The organism is Neorhizobium sp. SOG26 (genome assembly GCF_003491345.1).
In the GTDB taxonomy this organism is placed as follows: domain Bacteria; phylum Pseudomonadota; class Alphaproteobacteria; order Rhizobiales; family Rhizobiaceae; genus Neorhizobium; species Neorhizobium turbinariae.
Genome location: NZ_CP025512.1, coordinates 2970001 through 2988760 on the forward strand (window position 1 = coordinate 2970001; position 18760 = coordinate 2988760).

Here is an 18760-nt window from a genome sequence, read left to right on the forward strand (position 1 = left end):
GGATCCTCACCTCCATTCCCGACAAGGGCCATGTGCTGACGCAAACGGCGCGCTACTGGTTCGAGGCCACCAAGGATATCTGCCCCAACCACGTGATCGCCTACCCGGACCCGAATGTGGTGATCGGCAAGCGCCTCGACATCCTGCCGGTTGAGATCGTCGTGCGCGGTTATCTCGCCGGAACGACAGGAACCTCGCTCCTCACCCTCTATAAGAAGGGCGAACGCACGATGTATGGTCTCGACTTGCCCGATGGCATGAAGGACAACCAGGTCCTGCCGCATCCGGTGATCACCCCGACCAGCAAGGCCTTCGACGGCGGCCACGATGAACCGCTGACGCCGGCGGACATTGTCGAAAAGGGTCTCCTGACCAAGGAGCAATGGGAACAGGTGTCGAATTATGCACTGGCGCTTTTCAAGCGCGGGCAGGAAATGGCGGCAAAACGCGGCTTGATCCTCGTGGACACCAAATATGAGTTCGGCACCAACGAAAACGGCCGCATCCTGCTTGCCGACGAGATCCATACGCCCGACAGCAGTCGCTACTGGATCGCCGACAGCTATGACGCCGCTTTCCAGGCCGGCAGCCGTCCGAAAAGTTTCGACAAGGATTTTATCCGCGCATGGGTGGTGGAGCGTTGCGACCCTTACAAGGATGACATTCCGGCCATTCCGCAGGAACTCGTGGAAGAAACGGCTGCCGTTTATCGGACGGCCTATGAGACCATCACCGGCGAGCGTTTCGTGCCGGACACGACAGGGGAAACCGTGCTGGAGCGGGTTCGCAACAATCTGAAGCGCTATTTCGTTTCCAGCTGACCTCGAACAGCTGGAAGAACCGATGCATCAAGAGGTGAGCGTGCGCAGACCACGGCGGAAGGCTGAGGAGACACGGGAGGATATCCTCAACACGGCCGAAGCCATGTTCCGTGAGCGCGGCATCGCTAAATGTTCGATCGCCGACGTGGCGCAGGCGCTCAGCATGTCGCCTGCGAATGTCTTCAAGCATTTCCATTCGAAATCCGCGCTGGCGGACGCGATCTGCGAACGGCACATCAGCCGGATGATCGGCCGCTTCGAAAACCTGCACGAAACGGCGCCGGCGCCGCAGCGGCTCGAAATCGTCGTGCGCAAGCTGATGGAAGCGCATCTACAGGACCTGCGCGACAACCCTTACCTCTTTGAGATGATCTTCATCATGTCGGAGGCGGACCTGCCCAGCGGCCATCGCTATAAGGAACTGATCGATGCACTGTTCACCGAGCTTGTCCGGCATGGAACCGAGACCAGCGTCTATCGATGCGATGATGTGGTCGCGACCAGCCGGTATGTCGCCGCGGCCTTCGCCAGTGTCCTGCATCCGGCGCTTCTGGTAAAGTCGAGCGCGGAGGAACTGCGTGACCGTTGCGCCGGTCTTGCCAAACTCGTGAATGCCGCACTGCAAAATCAGCTTGTAAAGTGACGTTTTGTCAATTACGTCACCTTCTACTCGCGCTGATGAATCGGCCCGCGACCGCTGTTTTTCGTGAGGCAGCGCGTTAATCTTCTTCATACTCCCGCCGACGCAAGCTTGCGCCATGGCGGCCGCCAATCGTTTTTCTTGGATGACGCCATGACCGGACGCAGACTTCTCCTTCCCCTGTTCCTTTCCCTGGCGCTTGCGGCCTGCAGCGACTCCGGCCAGCAAAGCGCTGGTGGCGGTGCAGCGGGTGGCGCCCCCGAGCGTCCACCGCAGCCGGTAAGTTTCGTGGCCATGAAGAAGGCGGAGCAGCCGATCACCGCCGTGCTGCCGGGCCGCGCTTCAGCGTTCCAGTCTGCCGAGATCCGTCCGCGGGTGACCGGCGAGATCAAGGAGATTGCCTTCAAGCAGGGCAGCGAGGTCAAGGCGGGTGACCTTCTCTACAAGATCGAAGACAGCACCTATGCGGCCGAAGTGGCACAGGCCGAGGCCACCGTCGCGAAGGCTCAAGCCAGCATTCCGAGCGCCCAGGCGAACCTTGCGCGCTACGAGCGCCTGGTGAACAGCGGCGCGACGCAGATCGAATTCGAGAACGCCCGCGTCACGCTGCTTCAGGCGGAAGCCGACGTGGCGCAGGCCAATGCGGCGCTGAAGGCGGCGCAGATCAATCTGGAACTCACCGAGATCCGCGCACCCTTCGATGGCGTGACGTCGATCTCCAATGTCAGCATTGGCAATATCGTGACGGCGAACCAGACGAACGCTTTGACGACGCTGCGACGCATCGATCCGATCTATATCGACCTCATCGATTCCAGCGCCAACCTGTTGGAACTGCGCTCGTCGCTGGAATCGGGCAAGCTGAGCGGCGATCCGCGCAAGGCCGATATTCGCCTCGCGCTGGAAGACGGCACCGAATACCCAACGACGGGCAAGCTCGACATGGCCGACATGTCGGTAAGCGAGACCACTGGAACGTACCAGATCCGTGCGCTCTTCGATAATCCGCGCGACATCATCCTGCCGGGCATGTATGTGCGTGCCACGGTGACGCTCGGCAATCTCAACGGCTACCTCATTCCGCAGCGGGCCGCGACGCGCAACGCCCGCGGGGAACTGTCGGCGAAGTTCATCACGGCTGACAACAAGGTCGAAACCCGCATCTTCGCGAAAAGCTCGGTCTCCAACAACAACTGGCTGGTGACCGAAGGCATCAATGAAGGTGACCGCCTGATCGTTGACGGCTTCCAGTGGATCGGCGATGGCGCGACTGTACAGCCGGTCGAGGCGACCGTGGACGAACGCGGTTTTGTCGTCGAAGCACCCAAGCCTGAGGCGGCTAAGCCTGCCGCGGACGATTCGGCCGCGGAAAAGCCCGCGGACAAGCCCGCGGACAGGCCTTGACGGCTCGGCGGAACGACCAAGACGAAACGCGGCAAGGAAGCATCTGAAATGGCCAAATTTTTCATCCGGCGGCCGGTTTTTGCCTGGGTCATCGCGATCGTCATCATGTTGGGCGGCGCACTTGCCATCGCGACGCTTTCCATCTCGCAATATCCGGACATCGCGCCGACCACGGTGCGCATCAACGCGAGTTATAATGGTGCGAGCGCCGAAACAGTCGAAAAATCGGTGACCTCGATCATCGAGGACGGCATGACCGGTCTCGATGACCTGACCTACATGACCTCGTCGTCTTCGACGGGTCGCGCGAGCGTCGAGCTCACCTTCGGCAACAGCATCCTGCCGGACATTGCGCAGGTGCAGGTGCAGAACAAGCTGCAACTCGTGCAAAGCCAGCTTCCGGATGTCGTGCAGCAGGCCGGCATTGAAGTCGCCCGATCCACATCGAGCATCCTTCTCGTTGGAGCGCTGGTTTCGACTGACAAGAAGCGCTCGTCGGTGGACCTTGGCGACATCTTCTCCACCCAGATTGAAGACCAGGTAAAGCGCCTCGAAGGTGTCGGCAGCATCAATATCTTCGGGTCCGGTTATGCCATGCGCATCTGGCTCGACCCCTACAAGCTGCAGAAGTACCAGTTGACCGCGTCCGACGTGACGGGCGCTATCCAGGCGCAGAACACCCAGGTGTCGGTCGGTTCGCTCGGCGGTCTTCCCGCAACCGACAACCAGCAGCTGACCGTGACGATGACGGCGCAGAGCCAGCTCACCACGGTGGACGAGTTCGAGCGGATCATTCTGAAGGTCGAGCAGGACGGCGCAACGGTGCGGCTGAGCGATGTAGCACGCGTCGAGATCGGCCAGGAAAGCTACGGCGGCACGTCGCGCCAGAACGGCCTGCCCTCGACCGGCTTTGCCGTGAATCTTGCAACAGGCGCCAATGCTCTTGATACCGCAGACCTGGTGCGCGCCGAACTTGCCAAGATCGGGCCGAACCTGCCCGAGGGCGTCGAGATCACCTACCCCTACGACACGACCCCCTTCGTGGAACTGTCGATCGAGAAGGTCGTGCACACGCTGATCGAAGCGATCATCCTCGTCTTCGTCGTGTTGCTCGTGTTCCTCCAGAACCTGCGCGCAACGCTGATCCCGATGATCGCCGTTCCGGTTGTTCTGCTCGGCACCTTTGGCATTCTCGCCGTGGCCGGCTATTCGATCAATACGCTCACCATGTTCGCCATGGTGCTGGCGATCGGCCTTCTGGTCGACGACGCGATCGTCGTGGTCGAGAACGTCGAGCGAATCATGGATGAGGAAAAGCTCGGACCGCTCGAGGCGACGGAAAAGTCGATGGGCGAGATCACCGGTGCCATTATCGGCATCGCGCTGGTTCTGACCGCGGTCTTCATTCCGATGGCCTTCTTCGGCGGCTCGACAGGCATCATCTATCGCCAGTTCTCGATCACCATCGTTTCGGCGATGCTGCTGTCGGCACTGGTCGCTATCGTGCTGACGCCGGCACTTTGCGCCACGATGCTGAAGCCGATCGATCACCACAAGAAGGGTCGCGGCATCGGTGCGATGTTCAACCGAGGTTTCGACAAGACCACACATGGTTATGTCTCGACCATTGGTTACCTCCTGAAGCGTCCGCTGCGCGTCACCCTGGTGTTCGCGCTGATCATTGGCGGATGCGCATGGCTCTTCACCAAGCTGCCCAACTCCTTCCTCCCGCAGGAAGACCAGGGCGTGCTGCTGACGATCATCCAGACGCCGGTTGGTTCCACCACGCCGCGCACCGACGAGGTCGTCAAGAAGGTCGAAGCCTACTTCCTGGAAAAGGAAAAGGAGAACGTATCGGACGTATTCGGCGTGCTGGGCTTCAGCTTCGGCGGCAGCGGCCAGAACAACGCGATCGTCTTCACCAAGCTCAAGGATTTTGCGGAACGCACGCGACCGGAGCAATCGGCAGCCGCCGTCGTCCAGAGGGCGAGCGGCTACTTCTTCAGCCTGCGCGATGCCCAGGTGTTTGCGCTCCTTCCGCCTGCGATCCAGGGGCTTGGCACGTCTAGCGGCTTCTCGATGTATCTCGTCGACAGCGGCAACAACGGCAACGATGCGCTGACCCAGGCCTCGCAGCAGTTGATGCAGGCCGGTACCACCAACCCCAACATCGCGTCGCTACGTAGCAACACGCAGCGTTCCGAAACCCAGCTGAAGATCCTGCTCGACCAGGAAAAGCTCGGTGCGATGGGCGTTGATCTCGCTTCCGTCAACTCGATGCTGGCGACCATCTTCGCCGGCCGCGATGTCAACGACTTCACCCTGAACAACGAACTGAAGCCGGTTTACGTGCAGGCCGATGCGCCGTTTCGCATGCAGCCGGATGACCTGAAGCACTGGTACGCACGCAACAACAAGGGCGAGATGGTGCCGTTCTCATCGTTCAGCACCGTGGAATGGATCAGCGGCACGCCGCAGCTTGCCCGCTTCAACGGCACCAGCGCAATTCCGCTGGAAGGCGCGGCAGGACCCGGTGTCAGCACCGGTCAGGCCATGGAAGAAATGGAGCGGCTCACCGCGCAACTGCCGGGTGGTTACTCGGTGGCGTGGCAGGGCATTTCCTATCAGGAACGCCTGTCGGGTTCACAGGCGCCGATGCTCTACGCCCTTTCGGTCCTTATCGTCTTCCTGTGCCTTGCAGCGCTTTACGAAAGCTGGTCGGTGCCCTTCTCGGTCATCCTCGCTGTGCCGATCGGGGTGTTGGGCGCCCTTGGCGCGGCCTACCTCTTTGGCCAATCCAACGACGTCTACTTCAAGGTGGGCCTGCTGACGACAATCGGCCTGGCGGCAAAGAACGCCATTCTCATCGTGGAGTTTGCCAAGGAAAGACAGGAAGGTGGCATGAGCCTGCTCGACGCGACGCTTGAGGCAGCCCGCCTGCGCCTGCGCCCGATCGTCATGACCTCGCTCGCCTTTATCCTTGGTGTCGTGCCGCTGGCGATTGCGACGGGTGCCGGATCGGCGGCCCAGAATGCGATCGGTATCGGCGTGCTGGGTGGTATGCTTTCTGCAACACTTCTGGGAATTTTCTTCGTACCATCGTTTTTTGTGGTGGTCCGGAGGTTATCAAATCGTAAAAAAGCAACGATACCTGAAGCGACGCCAACAAACTGATTGGCAGTTTTATCGGCACCCTGACTGGTCGGTTCGCCGGTCAGGGCGTAGCGCAGGCGACGTGGCAATAGCCGTGCTCAGGAACCGCCCGAATTTGATCGGACATATGGATAAGATGATGTTGCTAGTTCGTGTTGTTGCTCCGCTTACTACCGCGCTTCTCCTTTCGGGTTGCGTCGTGGGCCCCAATCACACCGCGCCGGAAATTTCTCTGCCGGCCAAGTTTGCCGAAGCCAAGGCCTCCAGCAACGGCGATGTATCGCAGGTTGCCTGGTGGAAGGCTTTCAACGATAGCCGCCTGAATTCCTATATTCAGCAGGGCCTGAACCAGAACCTGAACGTGCTGCAGGCGCTTGAGCGGATCAACGCCGCCCAGGCCAACGTCGTCGTCGCCGGAGCCGGTGCCCTGCCGTCCCTCGACGCAGGCGCCAGCAACACAACGAGCGGGGCGAATACCAGCCCTGACTCGACACAGGAAAGCACGACGAGCGTAACGAGCGGTAACCTGACCGCGTCGTGGTTCCTCGACCTGTTCGGCCTCTACCGCCGGTCCAAGGAAAGCGCGCTCGCTTCGCTTGACGCAGCATACGCCGCGGCCGATGTCGCACGCCTCACCTATCTGTCGCAGGTGGCAGCGGCCTATATCGACGTTCGCTACTACCAGGAGCGCATCGCGATTGCGCGGCGCAACCTCGGTTCCCGCAACGAAACCCTGAGCCTCACCAAGCTTCAGCTGGAAGCCGGTGCAGCCTCGCGCCTCGATGTCGTACAGTCTGAAGGTCTGGTGAACTCGACGATCGCGGAAATTCCGGGGCTTGAAACCCAGTTCCGCCGCGCCGCCCACCGCATCGCAACGCTTCTCGGCCAGCCGGCATCTGCACTTCTTCCGGAACTGCAGCGCGGCGCCCGACAGCCGACTGCCCGCTTCAACGCGAGCGCCGGCGTTCCGGCCGACCTGATCCGCAATCGTCCGGACATCCGTGCGGCTGAACGCCAGCTTGCTTCGGCCGTTGCCGAGGTCGGCGTTGCAGAAGCGCAGCTTTATCCGTCGATCACGCTCGGCGGTTCGATCTCGCCGCGCTACACCGCAATCTCCGGCGCGATGGACACCCGGGCTCTGACCTGGTCCTTCGGTCCGCAGTTGAACCTGCCGATCCTTGATGGGGGTCGCCTGCGCGGCAACGTTCGCATCGCCGAATCGCGAGCACGCGAATCCTATCTCGCCTGGAAGGAAACGGTTCTCAACGCTGTTGAAGAAGTCGAGAACGCCCTTGCTGCCGTGTCGCGTGATCGCCGGACGGTGAACGCCCTGCAGTCGACGGTGAAGTCCTACGAAGAAGCCCTGCAGCTCGCCACCGCAAGCTACCGGGACGGTGCTTCCTCGCTGCTCGACGTGCTTGATGCGCAGCGCCAGGTCTCGCAGGCACAGGCAAGCCTGGCAGACGCAGTCCGCCAGGTCGCCCAGGACTACGTGGCACTGAATGTTGCCATCGGCGGCGGTTACGGCTGGGGCAAGGCCGACGCGGTTGTCGCGACCAAGGTCGTGCTCAAGGATTAAGTGAGGCTCGCAAGAGTCTTTCTTCCAGACAAAGAAAAACCCTCCAGCGCCGACGCACTGGAGGGTTTTTTGTTGGCTTGGCGCCAGATCAGCTCTTGGCGCGTTCCACGTAGGAATTGTCTTCCGTCGCGATGACGACCTTGATGCCGGCATCGATGTGCGGCGGCACCATGGTGCGGATGCCGTTGGACAGAATCGCAGGCTTGTAGGAGGACGATGCCGTCTGGCCCTTCACGACCGGTTCGGTCTCGACGATCTCGAGCGTCACGTGGCGCGGCAGCTGGATCGCCAGCGCAACCCCTTCGTGCATAGACAGGATGCAGGTCATGCCTTCTTGGAGATAAGCCTTCTGGTCACCCATGGTCTCGGCATCAACCACGACCTGGTCGTAGGTTTCCGGGTTCATGAAGTGGAAGCCTTCGCCGTCTTCATAGAGGTACTGGAAGTTCACGTCTTCAACGAAAGCGCGCTCGACCTGCTCGGTCGTCCGCCAGCGTTCGGACACCTTCACGCCGTCAACGATGCGGCGCATGTTGACCTGCGTCACCGGCGTGCCCTTGCCGGGATGGAAATTCTCGGCGGTGAGAACAACATAGAGCTTACCGTCGACATCGAGGACGTTGCCCTTGCGAACAGAAGAGGCGATGATCTTAACCATGGGTTTCCTTATGTGCCTGGCGGCTTGTCACTGCCGAAAATGCATCGTAGATGACCGGCGGTAACCGGTTCACCGGCGGCCGTGAGAGCCGCCTTCGAGTTTGAACTTTTGTTTCCGGGCGCACCTAGCCTAAATTTCGCAAAAGTGGAAGCCTCGCCAGCCAGAAGTGGCGAAGAAAGCCGCAAATGAACGCCTCCAGCACGCCGTCGTTCCGTTCTCCGTGGTGGAACTCAAATAGCCATGCCGACCGCAGACCTTTCCTCCTGGGGCGTAATGCGGTGCAGACGGCGCTGCGCGGCTTCTTCGGCGCTCGCGACTTCATCGAGGTCGATACCGCCACCTTGCAGGTTTCGCCCGGTAACGAGACGCATCTGCATGCCTTCTCCACAGAGGCAATCTCCATTGAGGGCCCCAGGAGCCCGCTCTACCTGCATACGTCGCCCGAGTTCGCATGCAAAAAGCTGCTCGCTGCCGGCGAGACACGCATCTTCACCTTCGCGCATGTTTACCGTAACCGCGAGCGCGGCCCTCTCCATCATCCGGAATTCACCATGCTGGAATGGTACCGGGTTGGCGAGACCTACGAACAGCTGATGGACGACTGTGCTGCGATGCTGGCGCTCGCCGCGGAAACGGCAAAAACCAAGCGCTTTGCCTTCCGCAACATGGAAGTGGATCCTTTCGCCGAGCCGGAACGTGTCACCCTTGCGGAAGCCTTTGATCGCCATGTTGGTATCGACCTCCTCGCATCAGTGGCGGCCAGTGGCGAGACCGATCGCGACCTTCTGGCGTCGCAACTGCACTCTGCCGGCATTGCCTTCGCCGAAGACGACACGTGGGCGGATCTCTTCAGCAAGGTGCTGGTCGACAGGGTGGAGCCGCATCTTGGCCAGGGACGCGCGACGATCCTGTGCGAATACCCGGTTTCGGAAGCCGCCCTTGCCCGCCCTTCGGAGCGGGATCCGCGCGTGGCAGAACGGTTCGAGCTTTATGCATGCGCTGTCGAGCTCGCCAATGCCTTCGGCGAACTGACGGATGCGGGGGAACAGCGCCGCCGGTTCGAGCATGAAATGGCCGAGAAGGCACGCATCTATGGTGAGCGTTATCCGCTGGACGAGGATTTCCTGGATGCCCTCAGTGCGATGCCGCAGGCGAGCGGGGCTGCACTCGGGTTTGATCGGCTCGCCATGCTGGCGACCGGCGCGACTCGGATTGACCAGGTCATGTGGGCACCGGTGGCCGAGGTTCTGGATTGATGGCGGACCGGGCACTCAAGACCGTCGAGGATCTGGCAACAGCCGGTCTGGTCCTGCCGGACCAGCTTCCCGACCTGCGCGCAGTTGCGGAGAAATATGCGGTTGCGCTGACGCCGACCGTTGTGTCGCTCATCGGAAGCGGGAAAACCAACGACCCGGTTGCGCGCCAGTTCATTCCCGATCCCGCGGAACTGCTGACGACGCCCGAAGAACGCGACGATCCGATCGGCGACCATGCCCACAGCCCGGTCAAGGGGATCGTGCATCGTTACCCAGACCGGGTGCTGCTGAAGGCGGTACATATCTGCCCGGTCTATTGCCGCTTCTGCTTCCGCCGCGAGATGGTCGGCCCACAGGGTGACGGCACGCTGGCACCCGACGAGCTTGAGAAGGCGTTAAGTTATATAGCCGGCAATGAAGACATCTGGGAAGTGATCCTGACCGGCGGCGACCCGCTGGTGCTGTCACCGCGTCGTCTTTCCGTGATCATGGAAGGCTTGGCAGCGATCCCGCATGTGAAGATCGTCCGCTTCCATACCCGCGTGCCCGTCGTCGATCCGGACCATGTCGATGAGGCGCTGATCGCGTCGCTGAAGAAGAGCGGCAAGACGGTTTACATCGCCCTGCATGCCAACCACCCAGCCGAACTGACGGAGAGGGCGCGCGCAGCCTGTGCTCGCCTTGTTGACGCGGGTTTCCCGATGATCAGCCAGACGGTGCTGCTTCGCGGCATCAACGACGATCCGGCCGTGCTCGGTGCGCTGATGAAAGCGTTCGTCGAGACGCGGGTGAAGCCATATTATCTTCATCACCCGGATCTCGCGCCCGGCACCAGTCATTTCAGGCTCGACATCGCCGAAGGGCAGAAGATCGTCTCAGCGCTGCGCGGCAATATCTCCGGCCTCTGCCAGCCGACCTATGTGCTGGATATCCCGGGCGGCCACGGCAAGGCCGTGATTTCCGAAGGTGCTGCACGGCCGGCCGACGGCTGCTACGCCGTCAGCGATTTCCGCGGCGCCGAACACGCTTATCCGCCGAAGGCATGACCTCGCCGACCTAGCGAACGCAGGCTGACTTTTCAAAAAGAAGGCGCGACAGCGTCTGCATCTGCGGGCGGTCGCCCCGCGCGGTCGGCTGGATGTTCAGCGGTTCCTCCTGCGGCCACCAGTCACCGCCAGCCCAATAGGACCAGCCGAGCCAGACATCAGGATCTTTCTCGACCGTCCTTACCATGTCTGCAAGAACAGCCTGGCACTGCGGATCCGCGGGCACGGCAAACTCGCCGAGAAAGCCGTGTTTCCCGTTTTCCCGCAGCCAGTCGGCAACGTCTTCAAGACCTTTCACGGCATCGGCTGCACGCGAACATTCGACGTTCTTGCCCGAGAAGTCGGTGTCCGCATATTGATGAACCTCGTAGGCATAGTTGTTTTCCGGATCGGAAACTTGTTCCATGACAGAAGCGTTCGGCGTGCCATAGCTGTCGGAGCGCCAGCTATGGGCGCCGGTCCAGGCAGTCCCGGGCACGAGGATGAGATTTCCCGCGCCGGTCAAACGGATGGCGCCGATGGCGCTATTGGCGGCAGACAGCCAGTCTTCGGCAGAAATGCCATGCGGCTCGTTCATCAGACCGAAGGCCACGCCTTCCCTGCCGGCAAAGGCCGTCGCGAGGCGCCTCCAGAAATCTGAGAATGCACTCTGCGGCACCGCTTCAGAGCCGATAAGATCGCCACGGAAGCGCGCGTAGTTGTGCGGGTCGAGGATCACCGCCATGTTCTGCGCCCGGACCTGCTTTACGGTATCTTGCAGCCGACCAAGCTCCACGGGGTCAAGCTCGTCGTAAAGCTTCGGCTGCAGGCGCTCCCACAGGAACGGCAGCCTGACAGTGTTGAGGCCCTTCTGGGCAAAGTAGGTGATCGTCTCAGCGGAGGGATAAAGGTAGCCCTTGCCATACTCATCCCCCGGGGCGCCGAATTCCGCACCGGCCAGGTTGATGCCGCGCAGGCAATAGACATCCGCTGATGCCGGCGACGCGGCCACGCCAAAACCTGTCATGGCGATCAGTAGCTTGGCCATCCACGCTTGACTTCCCATGCTCTCCCCTTCAAGCGCTTCTCCAGCCGTTCAAGGCAGGCTTTAGCGCATTCTAACCAGATGCGCAGGCTTATTGAATAAACAAGAGGGCGGGCTTGCGCGCTGCGACGGCGCAAAAGGAACGGAATTGGCGTCAGCGTCGGATATGTTAGGTGTGCGACGACATTTCAAAGGCGGATGTGTACATGCCGCTCCTGCAACTGAGACCTATCGCGTCGTAGGCTGGCTTGGCAGTTGTGCCTGTCGCACTAGATGTATACATTGCTGCCAGATTGAGGATGGGGAGATCAGATGAAGAATTATGTGCTGACCGTGTCGTGCAAGACCGCGCGTGGAATCGTCGCTGCCATCTCGGGTTTCCTTGCCGAAAGCGGCTGCAACATCATCGACAGCTCCCAGTTCGACGACCTCGATACCGGCAAGTTCTTCATGCGCGTCAGCTTCATCTCCGAAGAAGGTGCCGACCGCGCCCGGATGATGGAAGGCTTCAAGCCGATTGCTGACAAGTTCGAGATGACATGGGAGTTCTTCGACGCCGACGAGCGCATGAAGGTCCTCCTCATGGTCTCGCGTTTCGGCCACTGCCTCAACGACCTGCTTTACCGCTGGAAGATCGGCGCGCTGCCGATCGACATCGTCGGCGTCGTGTCGAACCACTTCGATTACCAGAAGCTGGTGGTCAACAACGACATCCCCTTCCACCACATTAAGGTGACGAAGGAAAACAAGCCGCAGGCTGAAGCCCAGCTGATGGAAGTGGTCGAATCCTCCGGCACCGAGCTCATCGTCCTTGCCCGCTACATGCAGGTTCTGTCCGACGGGCTTTGCCAGAAGATGTCAGGCCGGATCATCAATATCCACCACTCCTTCCTGCCGAGCTTCAAGGGTGCCAACCCTTACAAGCAGGCCTACCAGCGCGGCGTGAAGCTGATTGGCGCGACGGCCCATTACGTCACGGCGGATCTCGATGAAGGTCCGATCATCGAGCAGGACACCGTGCGCATTACCCATGCGCAGTCCGCAGAAGACTATGTGTCGTTGGGCCGCGATGTGGAAAGCCAGGTGCTGGCGCGTGCGATCCACGCCCATATCCACCATCGCACCTTCATCAACGGCAACCGCACTGTGGTCTTCCCGCCGAGCCCGGGCAGCTACGCCTCCGAGCGCATGGGCTAATCCCATACCGGCACAGATCAGGCCGCGCCGGATTCGGCGCGGCCTCGATCACTTCGATCTTCTACTTCCTCACGCGGAATCTTGCTGACCGGCCCTTGCCGGGTGGGAAGCAGTGCCTATCTTCGGGCCTGCTGATCCGGCGGCAAACAGCGAATGAAATTTCACATTTCCGCCTTCATCCTGTCATCAGCCAGAAAAAAATTCTAGCTAATCTGATTTTCATTGATCGAATCGACGGTTTGGCTTACATAGGCGTTGTGGCGGCTTCAGGCGAAGTCCCCGCAGTGGTGCAACTCAAGAGGGAGTGTGACATGCTGAATAATGTTTTCGTCGCCACCTTTTGCGACGTTGTACTCAAAGTACATGGCACGGATTGCCGCTCCCTTCCGTGCTGTCGAATGTAACGCTTTCGGTTCAACTGTTCCTGAAAATTCCATTCGTCAGTGCTGCATCTCAAGCGGCCAATGCGGGAGTCTGCCATGCAGAAGCAAGTCATAGAGTTCGGCGGCGAGCCGGTCGGCATCGTCATTCCGGATCAAGACCGGCTGAAGTTCATCGCCGTGAAATTCCACGTCATCGATCTCGATGAACAGCGGTTCGATACGCCGGACGACGTACGCTCGGCGATCCGGGATCTCGTGCGCGCGCGCAACGCGGCGCCGTCGGCGCATGTGTGAGCGTCCAGAGCTACAGAAAAAACGAGCCGCCCCAGGGCGGCTTTTTTGTGCCCCGCTAAAACGCCGTGAAGGTGATGGTCGTCAGTGAGCGCTCGATATTCGGGATCGAGGCGATCTTTTCCTGCACGAATCGGCCGATCTCTTCGTCATTGTTGATGTAGACCTTCAAAAGCAGGTCCCAGTCACCACTGGTGGAATAAAGCTCGGACACGAGTTCGGTCTTGTAGATGGCGTCAGCGACCTCGTAGGTCTTGCCGGGCTTGCAACGGAGCTGGACGAAGATTGGCTTCATGATGTTTTCCACGCGGTCGGATCAGGTACGATCAAGATGGATATAAGCGACTATTGGCCGATGCGCCCACCCTGCGCAAGCGTCTCCTCCTCCATCTCCCGGCTGATCCAGTCGCGGAAGGCGGCGAGCGGACCGTAGCTCGCCCGATCAGGTGGATAGGCCAGAAAATACTGCCCGGCCTCGACCGCCGGTGCCTCGACCGCCGGCACCAGCAGCCCTGCATCCAGTTCACGAGCAATCAGGAAGCGCGGCAAGAGTGCCGCCCCAAGCCCCGCCGCTGCGGCTTCCACCATCGGCATGAACTGGTCGAACAACATGCCGTGCAGCGCGTCGAAGCTGATCCCATGCGCCTTGAACCAGCTTTCCCAGGCGTCCGGCCGGCTGCTTAAGTGCAGCAGCGGCGCTTCCAGAAGCTCCGCCGGCGTCTGCAGCGCATGGCGCGTCTTAAACCCGGGACTGCAAACGGCAATCACGTCCTCGCTCATCAGGAACGTTAGTGCTGCGCCCGGCCAGCGCGCCGGGCCGAAATGGATGGCCGCATCCAGGGTGTCGAAGCGGAAATCGAACGGCTCCAGCCGGGTGATGAGGTTCACCACCATGCCGGGATGCGCATCGAGGAAACGGCCGATGCGTGGCGTCAGCCAGCGCGTGCCGAAGAAGGGCAGGATCGCGAGGTTCAGCGTGCCACCCGACGGATTGGCCCTGAGGTTCAGCGAGGCATTCGAAATTCGCCGCAGCGCCTCCCGCACTTCGCGCGCATAGGTGTCGCCGGCAAGCGTCAGGCGGATTGTCTGTCGTTCGCGCAGGAAAAGCGCCACACCGAGTTGCTTCTCCAGGGCCGAAATCTGCCGACTGACGGCGCTCTGGGTCAGGCCGAGTTCATTGGCAGCCGCAGTCACGCTGCCGCTGCGGGCAGCCGCCTCGAATGCTGCGAGCAGCGAAAACGATGGTAGAAACCGCCGGGGAGGCAGCATGTCATTCCCCCCTCGAATGACCTGTTGAGAACACGTCGATATTCATGGAGAACAGTCGCTTGTAAAGTGCGGGAACACGATCCTTCCGGACATTTCATGATGCTGAACGACACCCGCTCCCACGGTCTTTGGGAAAAGACTGCCCCGCCCGCCCCCGCAACACCTGCGCTTGACGAAAACGTTTCCGCTGACGTCGTTATTGTCGGTGGCGGTTACACCGGCCTCTCGGCCGCGCTGCATCTGGCAGAAGCGGGCGTCAACGTTCGGCTTCTCGAAGCGACCGAGATCGGCTTCGGCGGCGCCGGCCGCAATGTCGGCCTCATCAATGCCGGCATGTGGGTGATGCCGGACGATTTCCCCAAGCACCTCGGCCAGCATTATGGCGAGCGGGCGCTGGACCTGCTCGGCAATGGCCCTTACCTCGTTCGCGAACTGATCGAGAAGCACGGCATCGCCTGCGAACTGGAAAAGAACGGCACACTTCACCTCGCCGTCGGGCCTGAGGGTGTTAAGGAACTGGAAGAGCGCGCACGCCAGTGGCAAAAGCGCGGGGCTCCCGTGACGCTGCTGGATGCGGCGGAGACCGAACGACGCGTTGGGACCCGCGCCTATGCCGGCTCGCTTCTCGACATGCGCGCCGGCACGCTCCAGCCGCTCGCCTACGCACGCGGCCTCGCCCATGCGGCGGTGAAGGCTGGCGCCAAGCTGCATACCGGCAGTGCCGTCACCGAAACAACGCAAGCCGGCGGCAAGAAGATCGTCCGCACTGCTGCGGGCGAGGTCAAGGCTGACTGGATCATCGTCGCCACCGACGCCTATAGCCATGGCCCCTTGGCGCAGGTACGTCGTGAACAGGTGCACCTGCCGTATTTCAACCTGGCGACCACGCCGCTGAGCGACAATCTTCGCCGCTCCATCCTGGCCGGGCGTGAGGGCTGCTGGGACACCAAGGAAATCCTTTCGTCCTTCCGCATGGATCAGGCCGGACGGTTGGTGTTCGGCTCTGTCGGCGCGCTCCGCGGCACCGGCCTTCCCGTCCACAAGAACTGGGCGCGGCGGTCGCTGAAGCGCCTTTTCCCACAGCTCGGCGATGTCGAGTTCGAGGCTGAATGGTATGGCAAGATCGGCATGACCGACGACGCGCTCCCGCGCTTCCACAAGTTCGGCCAGAATGTCATCGGCTTTTCGGGCTATAACGGCCGCGGGATTTCGCCGGGCACCACCTTTGGCCGGGTGCTCGCCCAGCACATCCTGGGCCAGATCGCGGAAGTTGACCTGCCTCTGCCTCTGACCGAAGTGAAGGAGCCGGGCTTCCGCCCCATCAAGGAGGCCTATTATGAAGCGGGTGCCCAGATCGCCCACTTCGCCGGCGAACGTTTTTGACGACCACTCCATGGATTGCGTAAACGCAACCCGCCTGTAAATTGACGCACGATCGATACCGGAGACTATAATGACGCTTGCCCAACTGGATCTCGCCGCTGAGGTGAACACCATCCTGAGCGACCTCGGCGTTGCCGCAGACCGCTTTACCGGCGGCACGCTCGCCGTCCGCTCGCCGATCACCGGCAAGGAAATCGGCAAGCTTGCCGAAGTGAGCGCCACCGACGCCAAGCAGGCAATCGATGCCGCGCATGAAGCCTTCCTCGAATGGCGCCTTGTTCCGGCGCCCAAGCGCGGCGAATTGATCCGCCTGCTCGGCGAAGAACTGCGCGCTGCCAAGGCCACACTTGGCCGCCTCGTTTCCATCGAGGCCGGCAAAATCACCTCCGAAGGCCTCGGCGAAGTGCAGGAAATGATCGACATCTGCGATTTCGCAGTTGGTCTGTCCCGCCAGCTTTACGGCCTGACGATCGCCACCGAGCGCTCCGAGCACCGAATGATGGAAACCTGGCATCCGCTGGGTGTCACCGGCATCATTTCTGCCTTCAACTTCCCCGTCGCCGTCTGGTCGTGGAACGCGGCCTTGGCCATCGTTTGCGGTAACTCCACCGTCTGGAAGCCGTCTGAAAAGACGCCGCTGACGGCGCTTGCCACCCAGGCGATCTTCGAAAAGGCGCTCGCCCGCTATATAGCTGAAGGCAACACGGCGCCGAAGAACCTCTCGACGCTGCTCATCGGCGGCCGCGACGTCGGTGAAGTCCTGGTCGATCATCCGAAGGTGCCGCTGGTTTCGGCGACCGGCTCCACAGCCATGGGACGTGCGGTTGGCCCGCGGCTGGCGCAGCGTTTTGCCCGCTCGATCCTCGAGCTCGGCGGCAACAACGCCGCCATCATCACGCCGACGGCCGACCTCGACCTGACGCTGCGCGGCGTCGCCTTCTCTGCGATGGGCACCGCCGGCCAGCGCTGCACCACGCTTCGCCGCCTCTTCGTGCATGACAGCATCTACGATGCGTTCGTGCCGCGCCTGATCAAGGCTTACCAGTCCGTCACCATCGGTTCGCCGCTGCAGGACGGCAATCTCGTCGGCCCGCTGATCGACAAGGGGTCGTTTGAAAAGATGCAGCATGCACTGGAAGCCGCAAAGGCTGAAGGAGGCAAGGTATCTGGCGGCGAGCGCGTGCTCGATGACCAGGCGGCGGATGCCTATTACGTCCGTCCGGCAATCGTCGAGATGCCTGGCCAGACGGGACCGGTGAAGGAAGAGACTTTCGCGCCAATTCTCTACGTGATGCGGTACTCGGACTTCGATGAAGCGCTGCGTCTGCACAACGACGTGCCGCAGGGCCTGTCCTCCTCCATCTTCACCAACGACATGCGCGAAGCCGAAGCCTTCGTATCCGATCGTGGCTCCGATTGCGGCATTGCCAACGTCAACCTCGGTCCGTCGGGTGCCGAAATTGGCGGCGCCTTCGGTGGTGAAAAGGAAACCGGCGGCGGTCGCGAATCCGGCTCGGACGCTTGGAAGGCCTATATGCGCCGCGCCACCAACACGCTGAACTACGGTCGCACCCTGCCACTCGCGCAGGGCGTCAAGTTCGACGTGATCTAAGCGATTCGGTGGCGGAGCGCCTGAACCTGCTGACCGACATCGAGGGCGTGGCTGTCGGCCACGCCACCGATCTCGTCTTGGGGTCCGGTGTCACCGCCATCGTTTTCGACCAGCCGGCCATCGCTTCCGGCTCCGTGCTCGGCGGCGCACCTGGCGGGCGCGATACGGCTCTGCTTGATCCAGCCATGACAGTGCAGGCCGTCGATGCCTTCGTGCTTTCGGGCGGCTCTGCATTTGGGCTCGATGCCGCAGGCGGCGTGCAATCGGGGCTGCGGGAAATCGGCCGCGGCTTCGAGGTCGGCCCGGCGCGGGTGCCCATCGTGCCACAGGCCATCCTCATGGATCTGCTCAACGGCGGCAACAAGGATTGGGGCCTCCACTCGCCTTACCGGGACATGGGCTACGACGCCTTCAAGGCCGCCGCCAAAGGCCCGTTCGCGTTGGGGACCGTCGGTGCCGGAACCGGTGCAACGACCGCGACTGTCAAGGGCGGCATAGGCTCCGCAAGCGCCAAGACATCCTCTGGCCACACGGTGGCGGCGCTGCTGGCCGTCAATGCCATGGGCTCGGCAACCGTGGGCGATGGCCCACATTTCTGGGCCGCACCTTTCGAAGAGAATGGGGAATTTGGTGGCCTAGGCCTGCCGCGGGCTTTCACGCCCGAACATTCAGCAATGCGCATCAAGGGCGTGAAGCTCAAGGCGACCACGATCGGTGTGGTAGTGACCGACGCTGCCTTGACGAAAGCCCAGGCACACCGCCTCTCGATCATGGCGCATGACGGGCTGGCCCGCGCCGTGCTGCCGGCGCATCTGCCGGGTGATGGCGATACCATATTTTCTGCCTCAACCGGCGTCCGTCCGCTGGCCGACATGGCGGAGTTCGCCGAGCTTTGCCACCTCGCCACCCTGGTGACGGCCCGCGCCGTTGCCCGCGGCGTGTTCGAAGCCACCGCACTGCCGGTGCCGAACGCGCAACCTGCGTGGCGCGATAACTCTCCATAGGTTGCATTTTTATTTCTTGCAACTTTTAGCTTTATTGGTA

The 18760-nt window shown here is 61.5% G+C and carries 16 protein-coding genes (1 of these 16 cut by a window edge); 12 read left to right on the top strand and 4 right to left on the bottom strand.

Annotated features, from left to right (window positions below; translation table 11 throughout):
• From CYG48_RS14655 to CYG48_RS14675, 5 genes are all read left to right on the top strand, one after another.
• A protein-coding gene (locus CYG48_RS14655; RefSeq protein ID WP_118851049.1) for a phosphoribosylaminoimidazolesuccinocarboxamide synthase crosses the window boundary here: on the top strand, window positions 1-821 show its 3' portion. It extends 130 nt beyond the left edge of the window; only the last 821 of its 951 coding nucleotides appear in the window; the start codon falls outside the window, past its left edge; it ends in the stop codon at window positions 819-821.
• A gap of 40 nt (window positions 822-861) precedes the next feature.
• Window positions 862-1464: a TetR family transcriptional regulator gene (locus CYG48_RS14660; RefSeq protein ID WP_199925154.1), complete on the top strand. Its 603-nt coding sequence runs from the start codon at window positions 862-864 to the stop codon at window positions 1462-1464.
• Window positions 1465-1614: 150 nt separating this feature from the next.
• A complete protein-coding gene (locus CYG48_RS14665; RefSeq protein WP_118851051.1) occupies window positions 1615-2865 on the top strand; it encodes an efflux RND transporter periplasmic adaptor subunit in 1251 nt (416 codons plus the stop codon).
• Between the two features lie 48 nt (window positions 2866-2913).
• Window positions 2914-6039 (top strand): efflux RND transporter permease subunit, encoded by a 3126-nt coding sequence (locus tag CYG48_RS14670; protein ID WP_118851052.1) that lies wholly within the window; start codon window positions 2914-2916, stop codon window positions 6037-6039.
• Between the two features lie 118 nt (window positions 6040-6157).
• The gene (locus tag CYG48_RS14675) at window positions 6158-7597 is read left to right on the top strand and encodes an efflux transporter outer membrane subunit (RefSeq protein ID WP_118851681.1); all 1440 of its coding nucleotides are present in this window, start codon (window positions 6158-6160) and stop codon (window positions 7595-7597) included.
• Window positions 7598-7685: 88 nt separating this feature from the next.
• Here CYG48_RS14675 and efp read toward each other — a convergent pair whose 3' ends face one another.
• A complete protein-coding gene (gene efp / locus CYG48_RS14680; RefSeq protein WP_118851053.1) occupies window positions 7686-8255 on the bottom strand; it encodes an elongation factor P in 570 nt (189 codons plus the stop codon).
• A 185-nt stretch (window positions 8256-8440) separates the two neighbouring features.
• Between efp and epmA the strand changes: the two genes are divergently transcribed.
• Window positions 8441-9511, top strand: coding sequence for an EF-P lysine aminoacylase EpmA (gene epmA / locus CYG48_RS14685; protein ID WP_118851054.1), 1071 nt, complete (start codon window positions 8441-8443; stop codon window positions 9509-9511).
• Window positions 9511-10557, top strand: a complete 1047-nt coding sequence (locus CYG48_RS14690; RefSeq protein WP_445304307.1) for a lysine-2,3-aminomutase-like protein — start codon at window positions 9511-9513, stop codon at window positions 10555-10557. The genes epmA and CYG48_RS14690 overlap by 1 nt, the downstream gene beginning before the upstream one ends.
• A gap of 10 nt (window positions 10558-10567) precedes the next feature.
• Here the strand turns inward: CYG48_RS14690 and CYG48_RS14695 are convergent, their stop codons facing one another.
• Window positions 10568-11602, bottom strand: a complete 1035-nt coding sequence (locus tag CYG48_RS14695) for a glycoside hydrolase family 5 protein (RefSeq protein ID WP_118851056.1) — start codon at window positions 11600-11602, stop codon at window positions 10568-10570.
• A 291-nt stretch (window positions 11603-11893) separates the two neighbouring features.
• Here CYG48_RS14695 and purU point away from each other — a divergent pair, with 291 nt between their 5' ends.
• A complete protein-coding gene (gene purU, locus CYG48_RS14700) occupies window positions 11894-12778 on the top strand; it encodes a formyltetrahydrofolate deformylase (protein WP_118851057.1) in 885 nt (294 codons plus the stop codon).
• 479 nt (window positions 12779-13257) lie between these two features.
• Window positions 13258-13455, top strand: coding sequence for a hypothetical protein (locus CYG48_RS14705; RefSeq protein WP_118851682.1), 198 nt, complete (start codon window positions 13258-13260; stop codon window positions 13453-13455).
• Between the two features lie 55 nt (window positions 13456-13510).
• On the opposite strand, the gene CYG48_RS14710 is transcribed toward CYG48_RS14705, so the two are convergent.
• Window positions 13511-13747: an Lrp/AsnC ligand binding domain-containing protein gene (locus CYG48_RS14710; RefSeq protein WP_118851058.1), complete on the bottom strand. Its 237-nt coding sequence runs from the start codon at window positions 13745-13747 to the stop codon at window positions 13511-13513.
• A 50-nt stretch (window positions 13748-13797) separates the two neighbouring features.
• Window positions 13798-14721 (bottom strand): LysR family transcriptional regulator, encoded by a 924-nt coding sequence (locus tag CYG48_RS14715; protein WP_118851059.1) that lies wholly within the window; start codon window positions 14719-14721, stop codon window positions 13798-13800.
• 99 nt (window positions 14722-14820) lie between these two features.
• Between CYG48_RS14715 and CYG48_RS14720 the strand changes: the two genes are divergently transcribed.
• The 3 genes from CYG48_RS14720 (at window position 14821) to CYG48_RS14730 (ending at window position 18720) form a co-directional block, all read left to right on the top strand.
• Window positions 14821-16104: an NAD(P)/FAD-dependent oxidoreductase gene (locus CYG48_RS14720; protein ID WP_118851683.1), complete on the top strand. Its 1284-nt coding sequence runs from the start codon at window positions 14821-14823 to the stop codon at window positions 16102-16104.
• Window positions 16105-16174: 70 nt separating this feature from the next.
• Window positions 16175-17716, top strand: a complete 1542-nt coding sequence (gene amaB, locus CYG48_RS14725) for an L-piperidine-6-carboxylate dehydrogenase (RefSeq protein ID WP_118851060.1) — start codon at window positions 16175-16177, stop codon at window positions 17714-17716.
• Window positions 17717-17724: 8 nt separating this feature from the next.
• Window positions 17725-18720, top strand: a complete 996-nt coding sequence (locus CYG48_RS14730) for a P1 family peptidase (RefSeq protein ID WP_118851061.1) — start codon at window positions 17725-17727, stop codon at window positions 18718-18720.
• The last annotated feature ends 40 nt before the right edge of the window (window positions 18721-18760 follow it).

Excerpts from the sequence above, each read along its gene's own strand:
- CYG48_RS14705 (WP_118851682.1), top strand. The coding sequence starts at position 13,258 with ATGCAGAAGCAAGTCATAGAGTTCGGCGGCGAGCCGGTCGGCATCGTC.
- CYG48_RS14665 (WP_118851051.1), top strand. The coding sequence starts at position 1,615 with ATGACCGGACGCAGACTTCTCCTTCCCCTGTTCCTTTCCCTGGCGCTT.
- CYG48_RS14715 (WP_118851059.1), bottom strand. The coding sequence starts at position 14,721 with ATGCTGCCTCCCCGGCGGTTTCTACCATCGTTTTCGCTGCTCGCAGCA.
- CYG48_RS14675 (WP_118851681.1), top strand. The coding sequence starts at position 6,158 with ATGTTGCTAGTTCGTGTTGTTGCTCCGCTTACTACCGCGCTTCTCCTT.
- purU (WP_118851057.1), top strand. The coding sequence starts at position 11,894 with ATGAAGAATTATGTGCTGACCGTGTCGTGCAAGACCGCGCGTGGAATC.
- CYG48_RS14720 (WP_118851683.1), top strand. The coding sequence starts at position 14,821 with ATGCTGAACGACACCCGCTCCCACGGTCTTTGGGAAAAGACTGCCCCG.
- epmA (WP_118851054.1), top strand. The coding sequence starts at position 8,441 with ATGAACGCCTCCAGCACGCCGTCGTTCCGTTCTCCGTGGTGGAACTCA.
- CYG48_RS14695 (WP_118851056.1), bottom strand. The coding sequence starts at position 11,602 with ATGGGAAGTCAAGCGTGGATGGCCAAGCTACTGATCGCCATGACAGGT.
- CYG48_RS14670 (WP_118851052.1), top strand. The coding sequence starts at position 2,914 with ATGGCCAAATTTTTCATCCGGCGGCCGGTTTTTGCCTGGGTCATCGCG.
- amaB (WP_118851060.1), top strand. The coding sequence starts at position 16,175 with ATGACGCTTGCCCAACTGGATCTCGCCGCTGAGGTGAACACCATCCTG.
- CYG48_RS14690 (WP_445304307.1), top strand. The coding sequence starts at position 9,511 with ATGGCGGACCGGGCACTCAAGACCGTCGAGGATCTGGCAACAGCCGGT.
- efp (WP_118851053.1), bottom strand. The coding sequence starts at position 8,255 with ATGGTTAAGATCATCGCCTCTTCTGTTCGCAAGGGCAACGTCCTCGAT.
- CYG48_RS14710 (WP_118851058.1), bottom strand. The coding sequence starts at position 13,747 with ATGAAGCCAATCTTCGTCCAGCTCCGTTGCAAGCCCGGCAAGACCTAC.